General features: G+C 72.4%; 13 protein-coding genes. 11 read left to right on the forward strand and 2 right to left on the reverse strand.

The features are described from left to right. Positions 1-1,582: ATP-binding protein (locus RH94_RS42660; protein WP_234425594.1), on the reverse strand; the 1,582-nt coding region annotated here is incomplete at its 3' end. A 271-nt stretch (positions 1,583-1,853) separates the two neighbouring features. Here RH94_RS42660 and RH94_RS07345 point away from each other — a divergent pair. The 4 genes from RH94_RS07345 (at position 1,854) to RH94_RS07360 (ending at position 5,787) form a co-directional block, all read left to right on the forward strand. After that, positions 1,854-2,633 (forward strand): D-Ala-D-Ala carboxypeptidase family metallohydrolase, encoded by a 780-nt coding sequence (locus RH94_RS07345; protein WP_234425595.1) that lies wholly within the window; start codon positions 1,854-1,856, stop codon positions 2,631-2,633. 436 nt (positions 2,634-3,069) lie between these two features. Further along, positions 3,070-3,354, forward strand: a complete 285-nt coding sequence (locus RH94_RS07350) for a hypothetical protein (RefSeq protein ID WP_158073035.1) — start codon at positions 3,070-3,072, stop codon at positions 3,352-3,354. Positions 3,355-3,402: 48 nt separating this feature from the next. Continuing rightward, positions 3,403-4,776 carry a tannase/feruloyl esterase family alpha/beta hydrolase gene (locus RH94_RS07355; RefSeq protein ID WP_073946824.1) on the forward strand — a complete coding sequence of 458 codons (1,374 nt, stop codon included), beginning with the start codon at positions 3,403-3,405 and terminating at the stop codon, positions 4,774-4,776. A gap of 216 nt (positions 4,777-4,992) precedes the next feature. Then, on the forward strand, positions 4,993-5,787 hold the full coding sequence (locus RH94_RS07360; RefSeq protein WP_073946825.1) for an SAM-dependent methyltransferase: 795 nt from the start codon (positions 4,993-4,995) through the stop codon (positions 5,785-5,787). 433 nt (positions 5,788-6,220) lie between these two features. Here the strand turns inward: RH94_RS07360 and RH94_RS07365 are convergent, their stop codons facing one another. After that, entirely contained in the window at positions 6,221-6,826 is a 606-nt protein-coding gene (locus RH94_RS07365; RefSeq protein ID WP_073946826.1) for a class I SAM-dependent methyltransferase, read from the reverse strand. Positions 6,827-7,045: 219 nt separating this feature from the next. Here RH94_RS07365 and RH94_RS07370 point away from each other — a divergent pair, with 219 nt between their 5' ends. The 7 genes from RH94_RS07370 to RH94_RS39460 all read left to right on the forward strand — a co-directional run. Beyond that, entirely contained in the window at positions 7,046-8,227 is a 1,182-nt protein-coding gene (locus RH94_RS07370; protein WP_073946827.1) for an FAD-dependent monooxygenase, read from the forward strand. Beyond that, positions 8,227-9,816, forward strand: coding sequence for a hypothetical protein (locus tag RH94_RS07375; RefSeq protein WP_073946828.1), 1,590 nt, complete (start codon positions 8,227-8,229; stop codon positions 9,814-9,816). The genes RH94_RS07370 and RH94_RS07375 overlap by 1 nt, the downstream gene beginning before the upstream one ends. Positions 9,817-9,938: 122 nt before the next feature. Further along, positions 9,939-10,856 (forward strand): RNA repair domain-containing protein, encoded by a 918-nt coding sequence (locus tag RH94_RS07380; protein WP_234425596.1) that lies wholly within the window; start codon positions 9,939-9,941, stop codon positions 10,854-10,856. Positions 10,857-11,391: 535 nt separating this feature from the next. Then, a complete protein-coding gene (locus RH94_RS40670; protein ID WP_158073036.1) occupies positions 11,392-11,562 on the forward strand; it encodes a hypothetical protein in 171 nt (56 codons plus the stop codon). A 75-nt stretch (positions 11,563-11,637) separates the two neighbouring features. After that, complete coding sequence (locus RH94_RS07390) at positions 11,638-12,846, forward strand: SPFH domain-containing protein (protein WP_234425597.1); 1,209 nt, start codon at positions 11,638-11,640, stop codon at positions 12,844-12,846. A gap of 8 nt (positions 12,847-12,854) precedes the next feature. Beyond that, positions 12,855-13,178 (forward strand): hypothetical protein, encoded by a 324-nt coding sequence (locus RH94_RS07395; RefSeq protein ID WP_107428650.1) that lies wholly within the window; start codon positions 12,855-12,857, stop codon positions 13,176-13,178. 667 nt (positions 13,179-13,845) lie between these two features. Beyond that, a partial coding sequence (locus tag RH94_RS39460; RefSeq protein ID WP_234425598.1) for a PQQ-binding-like beta-propeller repeat protein occupies positions 13,846-14,543 on the forward strand: 698 nt, incomplete at its 3' end.

Below are 14,543 nucleotides of genomic sequence, written 5' to 3' on the forward strand. Positions count from 1 at the left end.
CGAAGACCAGCCACAGGTAGTGCGCCACCCGCAGGCGTGCCCGGGAGGATTCCGACCGGGCGACCTCGGCGCCCACGACGGCGGCCGCCTTGGCGGGCTCGTCGTTGTGGGCGAACGCCTGGGCCAGCCGGAAGGTGGCGTTCTCCCTGAGCCCGGCGTCCAGGAAGGGCTGCTCCAGGGCCGCGGTGAGGTGGTTGACCGTGGTGGCGGGGGCGGTGAGCAGGGCGGAGCAGCCGAGTTCGTAGAGCACGCCCGCGCGGTCCTCGGGCGCCGGCGGTTCGCGCAGCGCGCGCTCCAGACAGCGCCGGGCCGCGTCGGGTGCGCCCTGGCGGAGGTTCTCACCAGCGGCGGCGCGCAGTTGCCGGACGGTGTGCGGGTCGCCCTCGGGATGGGTCTCGAGCAGATGCCGGGCGGCGGCGGTGATGCCCAGGCCGGCGTCGGCCACCGCCCAGGCGGCCTGACCGTGCAGCGCGGTGCGGGTGGCCGGCGGGATGGCCTGGTACACGGCGGTGGCGATGAGCGGGTGGATGAACTCCAGGGTCCGGGTGCCGGTGAGGATACGGGCGAGCCGCAGCCGGTCCACGGCGCTCTGGGCCTCGGCCGGTGGCAGTCCGGCCACCGTCGCGGCCAGCTCCGCGGAGATCTCGGTGCCGAGCACCGCGGCGGCCCAGGCGAGCCGGACGGCGGCGTGGCCGAGCCGCTCCAGACGTTTGACCAGTCCGGTACCCCGCGCGCTCGCACCGAGTTCGCGCAGCAGGGAGGCCGACTCCGCGTCCGGGGCGAGGCCCCGGTCCTGGACCCTGGCCATGAGCTCGACGGCCTCGTAGGGGTTGCCGCCGGTGACCACCCAGCACTCGCGGCAGAAGACGTCGTCGGCCGCCGCTCCGAGCGCACCTCGCACCAGTTCGGCCACCGCCTCCGGGCTGAGGGCGTGCAGCGGGATCGGGCGTGCGCCGCGGCCGTCGATCAGTTCGCGGAACGTCTGGGCCTCGGCGGGCACTTCGTCCGGGCGGTAGCCGATGACCACCAGCACGGGGAGTTCCCGCGCTCGCACCGCGAAGGCGGCGAGCCAGGCGAGCGACTCCAGGTCACCCCAGTGGGCGTCGTCGAGGACGATCACGACCGGTGCCCGGCGCACGGCCACCTGGGTGACGACCCAGTCCAGACCGTCCCGGACGCCCTGGGGATCGGGGACGGCGGTGCCGGTCTGCTGGGCGAACAGGCCGACGGCCGGGCCGGCGATCTCGTACCACCCGCCGAAGATCTCGCGGCGCTCGTCCTCGGTGCAGGACGCGAGGAGGGGCTGCAGCAGCTGGCGTACGACGTGGAAGGGGACGGTGTGCTCCTGCTCGCTGCCCCGGGCGGACAGCACGGTGCAGCCGCGGGCGGCGGCCATGCGCCGGACCTCGGCCAGCACGGTCGTCTTGCCCAGTCCGGCGGCCGCGCTGAAGAACAGCAGCCCGCCCCGCCCGCCTTCGCCGCCCCCTCCGCCCGCGCGGATCGCCTCCACCGCGTCCCGGGCGGCGGACACCTCGTTCTCACGCTCGTACAGGAGCTTTCCCAGCCGATCGCGTCCGTCCACGACGGTGGTCCTCCCGGTGTGCTGCGGTTCCGCCACTCCGTTACCCCTGATCTGCAGGTATGACGGGAAGCCTAGCGAAGCACGCACAGGGGCGTCAGAGATGCCGGGGAATTGGTTGCGAGCGGCCGCAAGAGCACTCCCACCACCCCCACCCGTCAAGTCATTGCGGACATGACAACTCGCCCCTTACGGTTTTACGCGCGTCAACTCACCCAGCGCAGCGGAGAGTTGGTTCGCGATGTCGTCCGCCCGACAGAAACAGGAGACTTCCGTGGACCCGTCTCGACACCCCCGCCGGAGCATCGACCGCCGCACCCTGTTCCGGGGCGCGGCGGGCATGACGGCCGCCCTCGGCATGGCGGCGGCCGCCGGCGTCGCCTCGGCGGGCACCGCCTCGGCCTACGGCTGGTCCCGCACCCTCCAGCAGGGCGCTTCCGGCTCGGACGTGGTGGAGCTGCAGATCCGCGTCGGCGGCTGGGCCGCCTCCGGTGCCCAGCAGACGTACGTCGCCTGGGACGGCGCCTTCGGCCCGGCCACGGTCGCCGCCGTCCAACGCTTCCAGTCCGCCTACGGCCTGACCGCGGACGGCGTCGTCGGCCCGCAGACCCAGAGCGTGCTCAACAGCCTGGAGAGCGGCGACGGTTCGACCGCCCACTTCGACTGGAGCGAGTTCCACTCCAAGGACGGCTCCGGCTTCAACGGCGGCAAGGTCGGCTCCGCGCAGGTCAAGGAGAACGTGCGCCGGCTGATGTACAAACTGGAGGCGGTGCGCCGGAAAGCCGGCAACAGCCCGATCACCGTCAACTCCGGCTTCCGCAGCACCGCGCACAACGCCTCGGTGGGCGGCGCGTCCAACAGCATGCACGTCTACGGCGTGGCCGCGGACATCGTGGTCTCCGGCCACAGCACCCTGCAGACCTACAGGATCGCCGAGACCTGCGGCTTCTCCGGCCTCGAGGCGTACACGCACTCGTGGCAGCACGTCGACAGCCGCGTCCAGTACCCCTCGTACGGCTCCGGCTCGTGGTGGTGGGAGAGCGGCGTGGTGTGACCGCTCCCCTCTCTGAGGGAGGAGGGGTTCCTGACTCAGGCCGCCTCCTGGAGGAGCTCTCCGGGAGGTCCCGCGCCCTCGGCCCCGCGTGCGGGCTACGGAGGGGAACACCATAAACCGCGCTGTGGAAGTGTGGGATGTCCACGCTGCCGGCCCGGACCGCACCGCGTGGTGGTAGTGGTTCACTCCATAGTGGGGCCGTGCGGACCGTGGGTTTTCTCCATGGTCCCGTCCTGCCGCCCTCGATGACGATGTCCGCCATGGCGATGATGGACACACCGCTCCACACCTGGCTGCTGTTCGGCCGTGCCCCCGCTGCTTCCACGACACGGAGATCGTCAGCCGTCCGCCCGGCGGCGGTCCGCACCGCCGCGCCTGCGCCGACTCCGGCCGGCGGGCCCGGCGGCCGGTGCACGCGCTCGGCGCCCTCGCCGGGGTGGCCCATGCCGTCCTCCTCGCCGACGAGTCACCGCCCACTCCCCCCTCCCGCACGGTGGAGGCCGTACCGGACGAGAAGTGGCACGAACGGCCGCTGGGGCGCAGGGTCCTGCGCCCGGGGGCGCAGGTCAATCCGGTGGAGGTGCGCGGCCATCCGGAGGAGGCCGGCTCCGCCCGCCGGCAGTTCCCCGACCGGGTGGAAGTAATCGATTCGCCGCCCCGCACCGGCACCGGCACCGGCAAGTTCGACAAGAAGGCCCTGCGCGCCCGGTTCGGCGCCTGAGTCCGTCCCCACCCCGTTCCACGGTCCGACCGACCCGGAGGTACCCGAATGACGCGTTTCAGAACAGCCGCCATCGTGCTGGCCGCCGCTCTGGCGGTCACCACCGGCGGCGTGGCGACCGCCGCCGACACGGCGCCGGGCGAGGCCCGCCACTGCGCCGGCCAGGCCCGCGCCGCCGTGCCCGGCGCCGCACTCCAGACCACGGCCTGTCTGCCGGACCTGACCACGGCCGCGCTCGTCGGCACGCGGTACACCGACCAGGCCGACTGGGCCTCCCTGTCGGCGAAGGGGACCAAGAACCCCTCGGACGTGCCCGGTATCCAGATCGACGGCTACTTCCCGGACGACTCCGAGCTGAACACCACGCACGGCTGGAACCACGACTCGCAGTTCGTCATCCGCCTGCCGGACCGGTGGAACGGCAAGCTCGTGGTGACCGGGGCGCCCGGCACCCGCAAGCAGTACGCCCTGGACCATCTCATCTCCGACCACGTTCTCGCCCAGGGCTACGCGTTCGCCTCCCACGACAAGGGCAACAACGGCGTCGACTTCTACACCGACGGCAAACGCCCCGGCGACGCCGTCGCCGAGTGGCACGAGCTGACCACCAGGCTCACCCGCACCGCCCAGCAGGTCGCCCGGCGTGTCTACGGGCAGGCACCGCGCCGCACCTACATGACCGGTATCTCCAACGGCGGATACCTGACCCGCTGGCAGTTGGAGAACCACCCCGAGCTGTACGACGGCGGGGTGGACTGGGAAGGCACGCTGATGACGGCCGAAGGCCCCAACCCCTTCACCTTCCTGCCCACCGCGGTGGCCTACCAGGCCGGCCGGGCCACCCACCAGGACATGCTGGACGCGGGCTTCGCCCCCGGTTCCGAGTTCCTCTGGCCGTACCACCAGTCGGTCTACTGGGGCCTGACGCAGAAGACCTACCGCGCCGAGTTCGACCCGTCCTACGACCTGGACTGCCCGGGGGCGTCGGCCGGCTCCACGCTCGAGGAGATCGTCGCCCCCTGCGCCTCGGACGCCTCGTACGACTATGCCCAGCGGCCGAAGTCGGTGCACCGGGCGCTCGACCGGGTCGCGCTGACCGGCCGGATCGGCAAGCCGATGCTCACCCTGCACGGCACGCTCGACACCCTGCTGCCGATCTCCGTCGACTCCGACGTCTACGCCGGGATGGTCAGGGCCCGGGGACGCGGCGGTATGCACCGCTACTACACCATCGAGGCGGGCACCCACGTCGACAGCCTCTACGACGCCCACCCGGACCGGCTCCGCCCGATCCTGCCCTGTTACCGCACCGCCTTCGACGCGCTGACCGCCTGGGTGGAGCGCGGCGCGGCACCGCCCCCGAGCGGCACTGTGTCCAAGCCCGCCACGGGGGACGTGGTGAACTCCTGCGCCCTGCGCTGACCCGGGAGCACCGCTTCCGCCTTCGCGGTGAACGGCCCGGTTCATCGACACGCGGCGACGGAGTGAACGGTTCCGGGCGCCGGCACGGGCCGACCACGAGTTCTCCGTACGCGGCATGAGGAGCGGGAAGGCCGGGCGACTCCCCCCGGCCTTCCCGCGTTCGATGCCCGAGGGGGCTAAGTTGTGTGGGACGTCATACCAACTCTGGGAGATACCATGGCAGTTGAGCGTCTCGTCATCAACAGCAGCGTGCCCCATTCCGCCCGTATCTGGAACTACTGGCTCGGCGGGAAGGACTGCTACGAGATCGACCGGCAGGTGGGCGACCAGATCGTCGGCGCCAACCCCATGATCGTCGACATCGCCCGGGCGCAGCGGGCATTTCTCGTCCGGGCCGTCGAGCACCTCGTCGGCGAGGCCGGTATCCGCCAGTTCCTGGACGTGGGAACCGGCCTGCCCACCGCGAACAACACCCACGAGGTCGCCCAGGGGCTCGCCCCCGAGAGCCGGATCGTCTACGTCGACCACGACCCGATCGTCCTGGCCCACGCCTCGGCGCTGCTCACCAGCACGCCCGAGGGGGCGACGGACTACATCGACGCCGACCTGCGCGCTCCCCAGGCCATCCTGGACCAGGCCGCCAAGACCCTGGATTTCACCCAGCCGGTGGCGTTGATATTGCTGGGGATCACCGCCCACGTCACCGACGACACCGTCTACGGGCTGGTCGGCCACCTGGTGGACGCCCTGCCCTCCGGCAGCTACCTCGTACTCTGCGACGACACCGAGGTGGTCGACCCGCAGCGGATGCGCGAGATGATCGAGCAGTGGAACGAGGCGAGCGACAACCCCCGCGTCAACCGCAGCCCGGAAGAACTCGCCCGGTTCTTCGAGGGCCTGGACCTGCTGGAGCCCGGCCTGGTCTCCGTGTCCCGCTGGCGGCCCGGCCTGTCCGGCGCGCAAGCGCCCGCCGAGGTCGACGACTTCGGCGGCGTGGCCCGCAAGCCTTGACGCCCCCTCCTGCCCGGGGGCGGGAGAGACGGATCAGCACCGCTGCTGCCCTCCCCGACGGAGCCGAGCCGGTCGAGGGCGCGGTGCGGGGCGGCGCGGCCCGGGCGGGGGCGCCGGGGGTGCGGCTCGTCCGACGCCCCACCACGCACGGGAGTGCGCCCAGGGCTTCGTGCGCGGTCGTCGCCGCCCTCCCCGGGCCGCGTGGCGTCCCCGTGCGACGCGTCGGTGACGGCCGGCCCGGGACGTACGCGGTCACGTGCTTGAGCCGGTCGGGCGGGCAGCCCTCAAGGACACCTCGGGGTGCGGGATCCGCGGGGTGGCTCCCGGCATCTCCTCGTGGGAACCGGTCACCTGGAGGGAACTGCTCGCGGACTGACCGGAGAGGCTGCCGGCCGCCCGGCGGGCGCGGGTGATCGAGGTGCCCCGCGCGTCCTCACCGGCGGTGGACGCTGACGGCGTAGCCGCCGCCGTCGTAGGGGTCGGCGTCCCAGGTGGCGAAGCGGTCGACGAGGGTGAGGCCGGCCGCGGCGCAGCAGTCGTCGTACTCCGGCAGCGTGATGCCGGGCGGCACGGGCAGGTGGGCTTCGTCCAGACCGAAGCCGGCGACCATCAGACCGCCCGGGCGCAGGGCCGCGGCCAGGCGCTCGACCACCGCGCTCTCGGTGCCGGCGGCGAGCAACGGGAAGACGTTGCCCGCGGCGACCACGAGGTCGAAGTCCGCCGCGATGCCGAGCAGGTCCGGCTCGAACCCGGCCAGATCGACCTGGAACCAGGGCAGTTCCGGTGCCTGCTCCCGCGCCACCGCCAGCATCGACGCATCGAGGTCCACCCCGACGCAGTCGTACCCGAGCTCCGCAAGCCGGATCATGACCCGCCCGGTACCGCACCCGGCGTCCAGCACGCGCGCCCCGGCAGGCACGAGAGCCGCGCAGAACCGCGCCTCACCGTGCACGTCCTTCCCGCTGCGGGCCAGGGCCGCGAACCGTGCGGCGTAGTCCTCCCCGGACGTCTCCCCGGTCAATTCCTTCCAACGGCTCATGGGGCCGACTATAGGCCGACCGTGTGCCACGCGAAGAAGCGATCGCGCTCCCGCCGCCCGGACCGGCCGGTTCGTCCCCCGTCACGTTGACAGGCGTCTGCCGGCATGTTGCCATGAGGCGCTGCTCAGCCGGACCTGCGCCTTGTCGCATGCCGCTCGGGCACCGGACCGACGGCCGCTTGACCGGGGGCGGTGCCCCCGAACCCGGAGCGAGGACCCATGCCCCAGCGCGCCGCGACCATCGTCGGCGGTGGGATCGGCGGCCTTGCGGCGGCCATCGCCCTGCACCGCAGGGGCTGGCACGTCGAGGTGCTGGAACGGGCCCCGGAGTTCACCGAGATCGGCGCCGGCATCTCCCTGTGGCCGAACGCGCTGCGCGCGCTCGAGGTGCTCGGCCTGGCCGGCGCCGTCCGGGCACTCGGCGCCGTCGAGACCACGGGCGGCGTACGCGACCGCCGGGGCCGCTGGCTGTCCCGTACGGACAACGCGGAGCTGGCCCGCCGCTTCGGTCATCCCCTGGTGGTCCTGCACCGCGCGGACCTGTTGCGGGTGCTCACCGAGGCGCTGCCCGCCGGTGGTCTGCGGCCGGGCAGCGAGGTGTCCGCGGTGCGCGACGACGGCCACCGCGTGGTCGTCGGTCACCGAAGGGGCGAGTCCCGGTCCGACCTCGTGGTCGGCGCCGACGGGCTGCGCAGTGCGGTCCGCCGTGCCCTGTGGCCCGACGCGGCCGGCCCCCGGTACGCCGGTTACACCGCCTGGCGCATGGTCACCGGGCCCTTCGCCGAGCCGCCCTCCGAGGGCGCGGCGACCTGGGGCCGCGGGGCGAGGTTCGGCTACACGGCGCTGCCGGGCGGGCGGATGTACTGCTTCGCGACCGCGTCGCTGCCGGAGGGAACGGTCTCCGGTTCGTCCGAGTACGCCGAACTGCTGCGCCGGTTCGGGTCCTGGCCGGACCCCGTCCCCGCCCTGCTGGCCGCCGTCCCCGCGGACGCGGTGCTCCGGCACGACCTGTACGACCTGCCGCCGCTGCCCTCCTTCGTCCGCGGCCGGGTCGCGCTGCTGGGCGACGCGGCCCATGCCATGACCCCCAACCTGGGCCAGGGCGCGTGCCAGGCCCTGGAGGACGCGGTCACCCTCGCCCACTGTCTCGACGTCACCCCGGACGTGGCCGCCGCGCTCCGCTCGTACGACGTGCTGCGCCGCCCGCGGACCCAGGCCGTCACACGCCGCTCCGCCCGGCTCGGCGCGGTCGGCCAGCTGTCGTGGCCGCCCGCGGTGCTGCTGCGTGACGCGGCCGCCCGGCTGACGCCGACGCGGGTGACGCTGCGTTCCATGACGCCGGTGCTCGGCTGGACCGCGCCCGGTGACCGGGCGGGCGCGACGGAGAGCGGGAGCCACTGATGCCGGACTGGACGTACCACCCGCTGCGCGGCCTGGCCGCCGCCGTCCTCGGCCGCCGCCGTTCGCAGCGGACCGCACTGCGGCTGCTGGCCTCGATCGGCTCCCGTCCCGCCGGCGCGCGGCTGATCGCCCGGGGGTTCGGCCACCGCCATCCGCCGAAGCGGCTCGCCGGCGAGATCGCCGGTGTGCCCGTGGCCGTCCGCCTCGGCCTGTCCGTCCCGCCCTCGCTCGCCCGCGAAGCGGTACGCGCCATGCCACCGCTCGGGGCCGGTGTCGTCGAGGTGGCGCCCGTCTCGGCGGCCGACGCGGAGACCGTACGCGAGGCCGCTGCCGGCCGCTCGATCCCGCTGGTCGTCCGCGCCCGCGACCCGGAGGCCGAGGCCGCCCTCGAGTCCCACGTCGACGGGTTCACGAGCGGCGACGACCCGCACGTGGTCCGTGTGTCCGACCCGTCGGTCACCGCCGCGGCCGCCGCGCTCGAGGAGCCGGGCGCCGTCGTGCTCGCCCGGCCCGGGGTGCTCGTCGAGGCCGGACCCGGCTGGTTCGCACGGGTCACCGAGGCGGCCACGCCCACAGCGCCCGCTCCGGGGCTGCGGGACGTCGGCCGCGATCCCCGCCGCTGGCCCGCCTGGTGGTGGGGGCTGCTCGTCGGACTAGGTATGACGGGCGCCGGACTGGGCGCCGCAGCGATCACGCTCGGTCCGGTGCTGCTCTGGTACGACCGCGACTACCTCGGCATGACGCTGCACGAACTGCACGCCGTCAACCACCACCTCGTGCACTTCCTCCAGCACGACCGGATCACCATGGCCGGCACGATGGTGGCGATCGGCGCCCTCTACACCGGTCTCGCCGTGGGCGGGATCAGACGCGGCCGGCCCTGGGCCCGCGAGGCGTACCTGCTCTCGGGGGCGATCGGCTTCCCCACCTTGTTCTACTTCCTGGGCACCGGCTTCGTGGAACCCCTGCACACGGCCACCGCCCTCGTGCTCTTCCCGATGTTCGTGGCCGCGGTCCGCCGGACCCCGCACGCGCCTCGGTGGCGCCCGGTGCCCGAGGGGCCGGAGCCGGAGCGCCGACGGGCGCTGGTCGGCCAGCTGCTGCTGATCGTCACGGGAGCGGGGCTGTTCGTCGGCGGAACGGTGATCTCGGTGGTCGGTCTGACCGGTGTCTTCGTGCCGGCCGACCTGGCCTTCCTGGGCACCGGCGCACAGGCACTGGAAGCCGCGAATCCCCGGCTCGTGCCGTTCGTCGCGCACGACCGCGCGGGGTTCGGCGGCGCCCTGATGGCCGCGGCGGTGGCGATCGTCCTGCTCAGCGCGTGGGGCTGGCGGCGGGGTGAGGCCTGGGTGTTCTGGACCCTGACCGCGGCGGCGGCCACCGGCTTCCTGCCGGCTGTCGTGGTGCACGGCGCGATCCACTACACGGACTTCATCCACCTCGCGCCGGTCTACTTCGGCATCGCCCTGACCGGCACCGGCCTGCTGCTCGCACGCCCGTACCTCTGCGCCAGGGCACCGGTGGAGCCGGAGGACCGGGACACCGGCCCGGCCCCTTCGGCCGGCAGGGACGGGCGTGGCGCTGCTTGACCGGGTCGCGGTGCCGTCGCGGCACGGTGCGGACGGCATCGGTGTGACGTGTTCGACCCGCTCGGTGGTGTGCCCGGGCGGCACCCTGGAGGAAGAGCGGGGGTGAAGGCGGGAGAGGAGGCGTGGTGCGAACCAGCGACGAGATCTATCACCGGGTCCGCTGGGACCCGCGGTTCGACCCGGCCCGGTTCGTGCTGGGGATCCGCCGGCGCGGGGACGGCGTCGAACGCGTCCCGCTGACTTCCTTCGTGCCCGGGGGCGACATCCCGTGGCACCGGGTGGTGTTCATCGAGGCGGACGGCGAGGTGGTCTGGGACCGGGCCACCGGTATGGACCGCATCGACGCGTCGGGCGCCGGCCGGGTGCGGGACCCGCGAGCGGACCCGAGCCGCGCCACGAACTCCGGCGAGGGCGGGCCCTCTGGCGTCCTCGACGTGTCCCCGACGGCCCGCACGGCGGTGGCCTGGATCCCGCCCGCGGAGCTGTGGCCGCCGATCCAGGACATCCGCCGGGATTACGATCCGCAGATCCACCGGTGGCCGCCGCACGTCAATGTGCTCTTCGGCTTCGTGCCGGAGTCCGACTTCGAGCGGGCCGCCCCGCTGCTTGCCGCGGCGGCGGCCGAGACGCCGGTCGTCACCGCCCGGCTGGACGGGGTGCGCACCTTCCGGCACAGGGCGTACTTCACCGTGTGGCTCGACCCGGCGGCGGCCGGCAAGGCGCCGTGGGCGGACCTGCACCGCGCACTGCGGCAGCGGTTCCCGCGCTGCGGTGGGCCCGCCAAGGACTTCACCCCGCATCTGTCCCTGGGCCGGACCCGGGATCCGCGGCGAGTCACCGCCGACTGCGCCACCCGGCTCGACGCCATGACGGCGACGGTCTGGGAACTCGTCCTGCTCTCCCGCAGGGGCGACGGGCCGATGCGGCCCCGGGCCACGGTCGCCCTGCGCACGGGCGAGGTCCGCCGGCTGCCCGCGCCCGGCCCCGAAGCGCCGGGCCCGGAGGACACGGCCTGGCTCTCCGAGATCACCGACAGGTGAGGCCATGGCCAGGGTGGATCCGGGCTCAATCGGCTCGGGATTTCATCGATGAGACGCAACAGGATCAGGGTTGCCCTGGATTCAAAAAGGTACTTTCAGCCGAACGCGATGCCGAACGCGATCACGGATTCCCCACTGCAAGCCCCCCGGAAATCCACCGGATCATTCAAGAATTTGCCAGAATTCGCCGGACTCATCGCGATGAACAGAATTCTGCCGCCGCACTCATCGACATGGGCCCTCCGCATGCCCCCGACATCACCGGCCACGCCGTGTCGCGGTCAGGCGTGATGCGCCAGGGGAAGCGAGGCGGAGTAGCGTGGAAGAGTGCGAAGGCGACCGGGGTCTCGGCGCCTGGGGCTATTCGCAGGTGTGTCCAGAGGCTTGATGTGCCCGGAGGGGAGCGGACAGCGAGTGATCGTGGCCTGTCGACCACTCAGAGCCCCTTCAGGTGACCTTCCGTATCCGTGCGTCAAGAGGGTGTATGCGCGTAGCCGACGACTCTTCGCAGAGTCCCGTGGGGGCACTCGGGAAAGTGACGGTGGCGATCCCACAGGACGGTCCCGGGGAAGTTCTCGTGGCCGTCCGGGGCGGCTCGGAAGCCTATGCGGCGTGGTCCGCGGCACCGGTCGCCAAGGACGTCCGCGTGATCGTGACCGACTCCGTCTCGGCACGCTCGGTGATCGTTGAGCCGCTGCCGTCGTGAAGTGTCTTCTTGGTCCCGCAGGACGCGAGGTGGTCCCTCATGCTTTTCTGGCAGGTTCCCGCACCGAATGAGGCCATGCTCATTTCCGGCTCCAAACGGCATGCTACGGAAACCCAGTTTCGTATCGTCACCGGTCATGGCAGTTTTGTGCTGCCCATCAAGCAGAAGGCCCGGATGCTGTCGCTGGCCCTGCGGGAAGCGGAGATCGCGGAGGACTGTGTGACCCAGCAGGGAATTCGGCTCGCGGTGCGGGCCGTATGCGTGTTCAAGGTGGGTGACGACGCGGTGTCGATCGCCAATGCCGCCCGCCGGTTCCTGTCGGAACAGCATCGGATGGAGGAGCTGGTCGGCCGGATCTTCGCGGGACATCTGCGTTCCATCGTCGGCGGACTCACGGTGGAGCAGATCATCCGCGAGCGCAGCCGGGTCGCCCAGGAAGTGGTGGCGGGCAGCCATGGCGAGATGGAGAAACTCGGCATCGTCGTGGACGCACTCCAGATCCAGGAGATCGAGGACGCCACCGGATACATCGACAACCTGGCGGCACCGCATGCCGCCGCGGTGGCGAGCCAGGCCCGGATAGCGCAGGCCAAGGCCGATCAGGAAGCAACGGAGCGGGAGCAGCAGGCCGCCGCGCTCAAGGCCGAGTACGAACGGGACACCGCGATCAAGCGGGCGGGCTTCACCGCTGAGACCGAGCAGTACAACGCCCACGCCGCACAGGCGGGCCCCCTCGCCCAGGCCAAGGCTTCCCAGGAGGTCATCGAGGAACAGACCGCTCTGGCCCAGCGCCAGGCCGGTCTGGCGGCCCAGCGGCTGGAGGCGGAGGTACGGCGCCCGGCGGACGCGGAGGCCTACCGGCAGCGGGCCCTGGCCGAGGCGGGCCGCGACCGGGCCAAGTTCGAGGCCGACGGAACCGCCTACGCCGAGCGGACCGTCGCCCAGGCTCAGGCCGACGCCAACACGGCTCGTGCCGCCTCGCTCCGTGATGGCAACCAGGAACTCATCGCGGCCAACCGGATCGTGGAGAATCTGCCCGCCCTCGCCGAGGCGGCGGCCCGTGGCATGTCCGGAGCCCGTCTCACCGTCCTGAACGGCACCGACGGCATCAACCAGGTGGCGGCCGGAGTGGTGGGGCAGGGTCTGGCCATCCTCGACTCGCTCCAGCACTCGACGCCTCCACCCACCACCGGAAAGCAGGTTCCGGCCGAGTCCGAGAAAACAGGTACCGGCCGGGCCCGAAAAGGCTTGAACCCGCGAGAGTTCCTGAACTCGGAGGAATGACAGCTGTCATGGATGCGGATCGCGCCAAGCGTGTAGTGGCGGCCCTGCGGGCCCGGGAGGTGATGGCCCATCTCGTGGAGACGGGGGTCTACGAGTTCGGGATCAGGGTCGTCCTGGACGAGGGCATCGAGGCGCTCTGGGACCTCGATGGCGCATCGGGGCTGGACGCGGAGATCGTCAGCGACGGTGTGCTCATCGGTTTCGTCCCTCATGTGCCCGGTTCGGAGAACTTCACCGAGCAGCAGATCGTGGACAGCATCGCCACCACCCGGTACTCGACGGAGGGCCTCCACCCACCCCGGGACAACCCGCCCCCACCCTCCCCCGCGTAGTCCCCCTCGGCCGTCGGTCCTCCCTTCGAAGAGAGCGCCCCGTCCGCCCCACCGGTCGCCCGGTACCAGCGCCGGGCGCACTGGATCCACCGCGGCGGACGGTAGGTACTCCCCGCCCTCCCTGCGTAAGAACACCGGCTCGGTCAAACCGTCGTGCCTCGGCTCCCTCCTGCTCTTGGGCGCCCTGGGCCGGGCGAACACTCCCACGGGAGCGGGGTGGGCAGTAACCAGTGGCTCCTCTCTGACTCGGACGGCCCTTGGCGGACGTCGGTGAGCCGTTCCAGGAGCTGGTCGAAGGCGCCTTGACCGTCATCGACGGCGGCGCGTTCGTCGTCGGTGAGCGGGATGCTCGCCGGCATCTTCTGAAGGTTGTCCTTCGCCTCCAGCAACTTCCCTTTGCTGGAGGCCTTCGCGCGTGTAGAAATCGCAGCGTGCGCAGGCCATGAGGTGTTGGCACTGCTCGAAAAACGTGTGGGTGCATCAGCCGTGGCCGAGGTCGAAGTACTGCCAGGGCCCGCCGCTGACGGCGCCGCCGGAGGTGCGGGTGCCGATGTCCCCTGCCCAAGAACAGGGCGTCCCCTGTGACTGCGGGGTCATCACGAAGGAGGCAGGAGAGTGGTGGGTAGGTTTGCGGGTGTTCTACCGTGAGGGCGGATCCGGGGGCGCGATGAAGCATCGGTGGTGGCGGGGGCTACTGACCGCGGTGGTGGGGTTGCTGGTGGCGGGCTGTTTCGCCCCGCAGCCGCCGATGTTCGGCGATGGTGAGGCGGTGCCCGAGGAGGCCTCGCGTGTTCCGCTGCCGGTGCGGCCGGGCCCCGATGGCACCTGGGCGCTGAACGTCCCCGAGGCGGGGCTGCTCGGCCAGGGCCGCACGCTGGTCCGCCGGGACGGCCCGGAGAAAGGGGGCTGGCGGCTGGCGCTGCCGGCCGAGTTCGCACTGACCTCGCACCAGCCCGGCGCGGCGCACTCCGCGCTCGTCCGTCATTACCGGGTGGTGCTGGTCGGCGGTCGGGACGGCCACCGGGGACCGAGTGCGATCGCCGGACTCGACCCGGAGCGGGGACGCCTGACCTGGCGACACGCCTTGCCGCCGGGCAGCCAGGCCTTCCTGGCCGAGAACACGTTCGAGCGAGTACTGACAGCGGTCTGCCGTCCCGGGTCCTGCCGCCTGACCGCCTGGGACGCCTGGTCGGGTCGGCAACAGTGGACGCGCACGGTGTCCGGGGCAGTACGGGTCCTGGACGCCTGCAGGGCCGACGCGCTCGCCACCGCCGACGGCCGAAGTGGGGAGCGCTGTGGGCCCTATCTGGTCACCCCGGACCGCGTCGGCACTGTCGACCCGGACGACGGCGGGCTGCACTGGCA

It is taken from the genome of Streptomyces kebangsaanensis (genome assembly GCF_001906585.1).
In the GTDB taxonomy this organism is placed as follows: Bacteria; Actinomycetota; Actinomycetes; order Streptomycetales; family Streptomycetaceae; genus Streptomyces; species Streptomyces kebangsaanensis.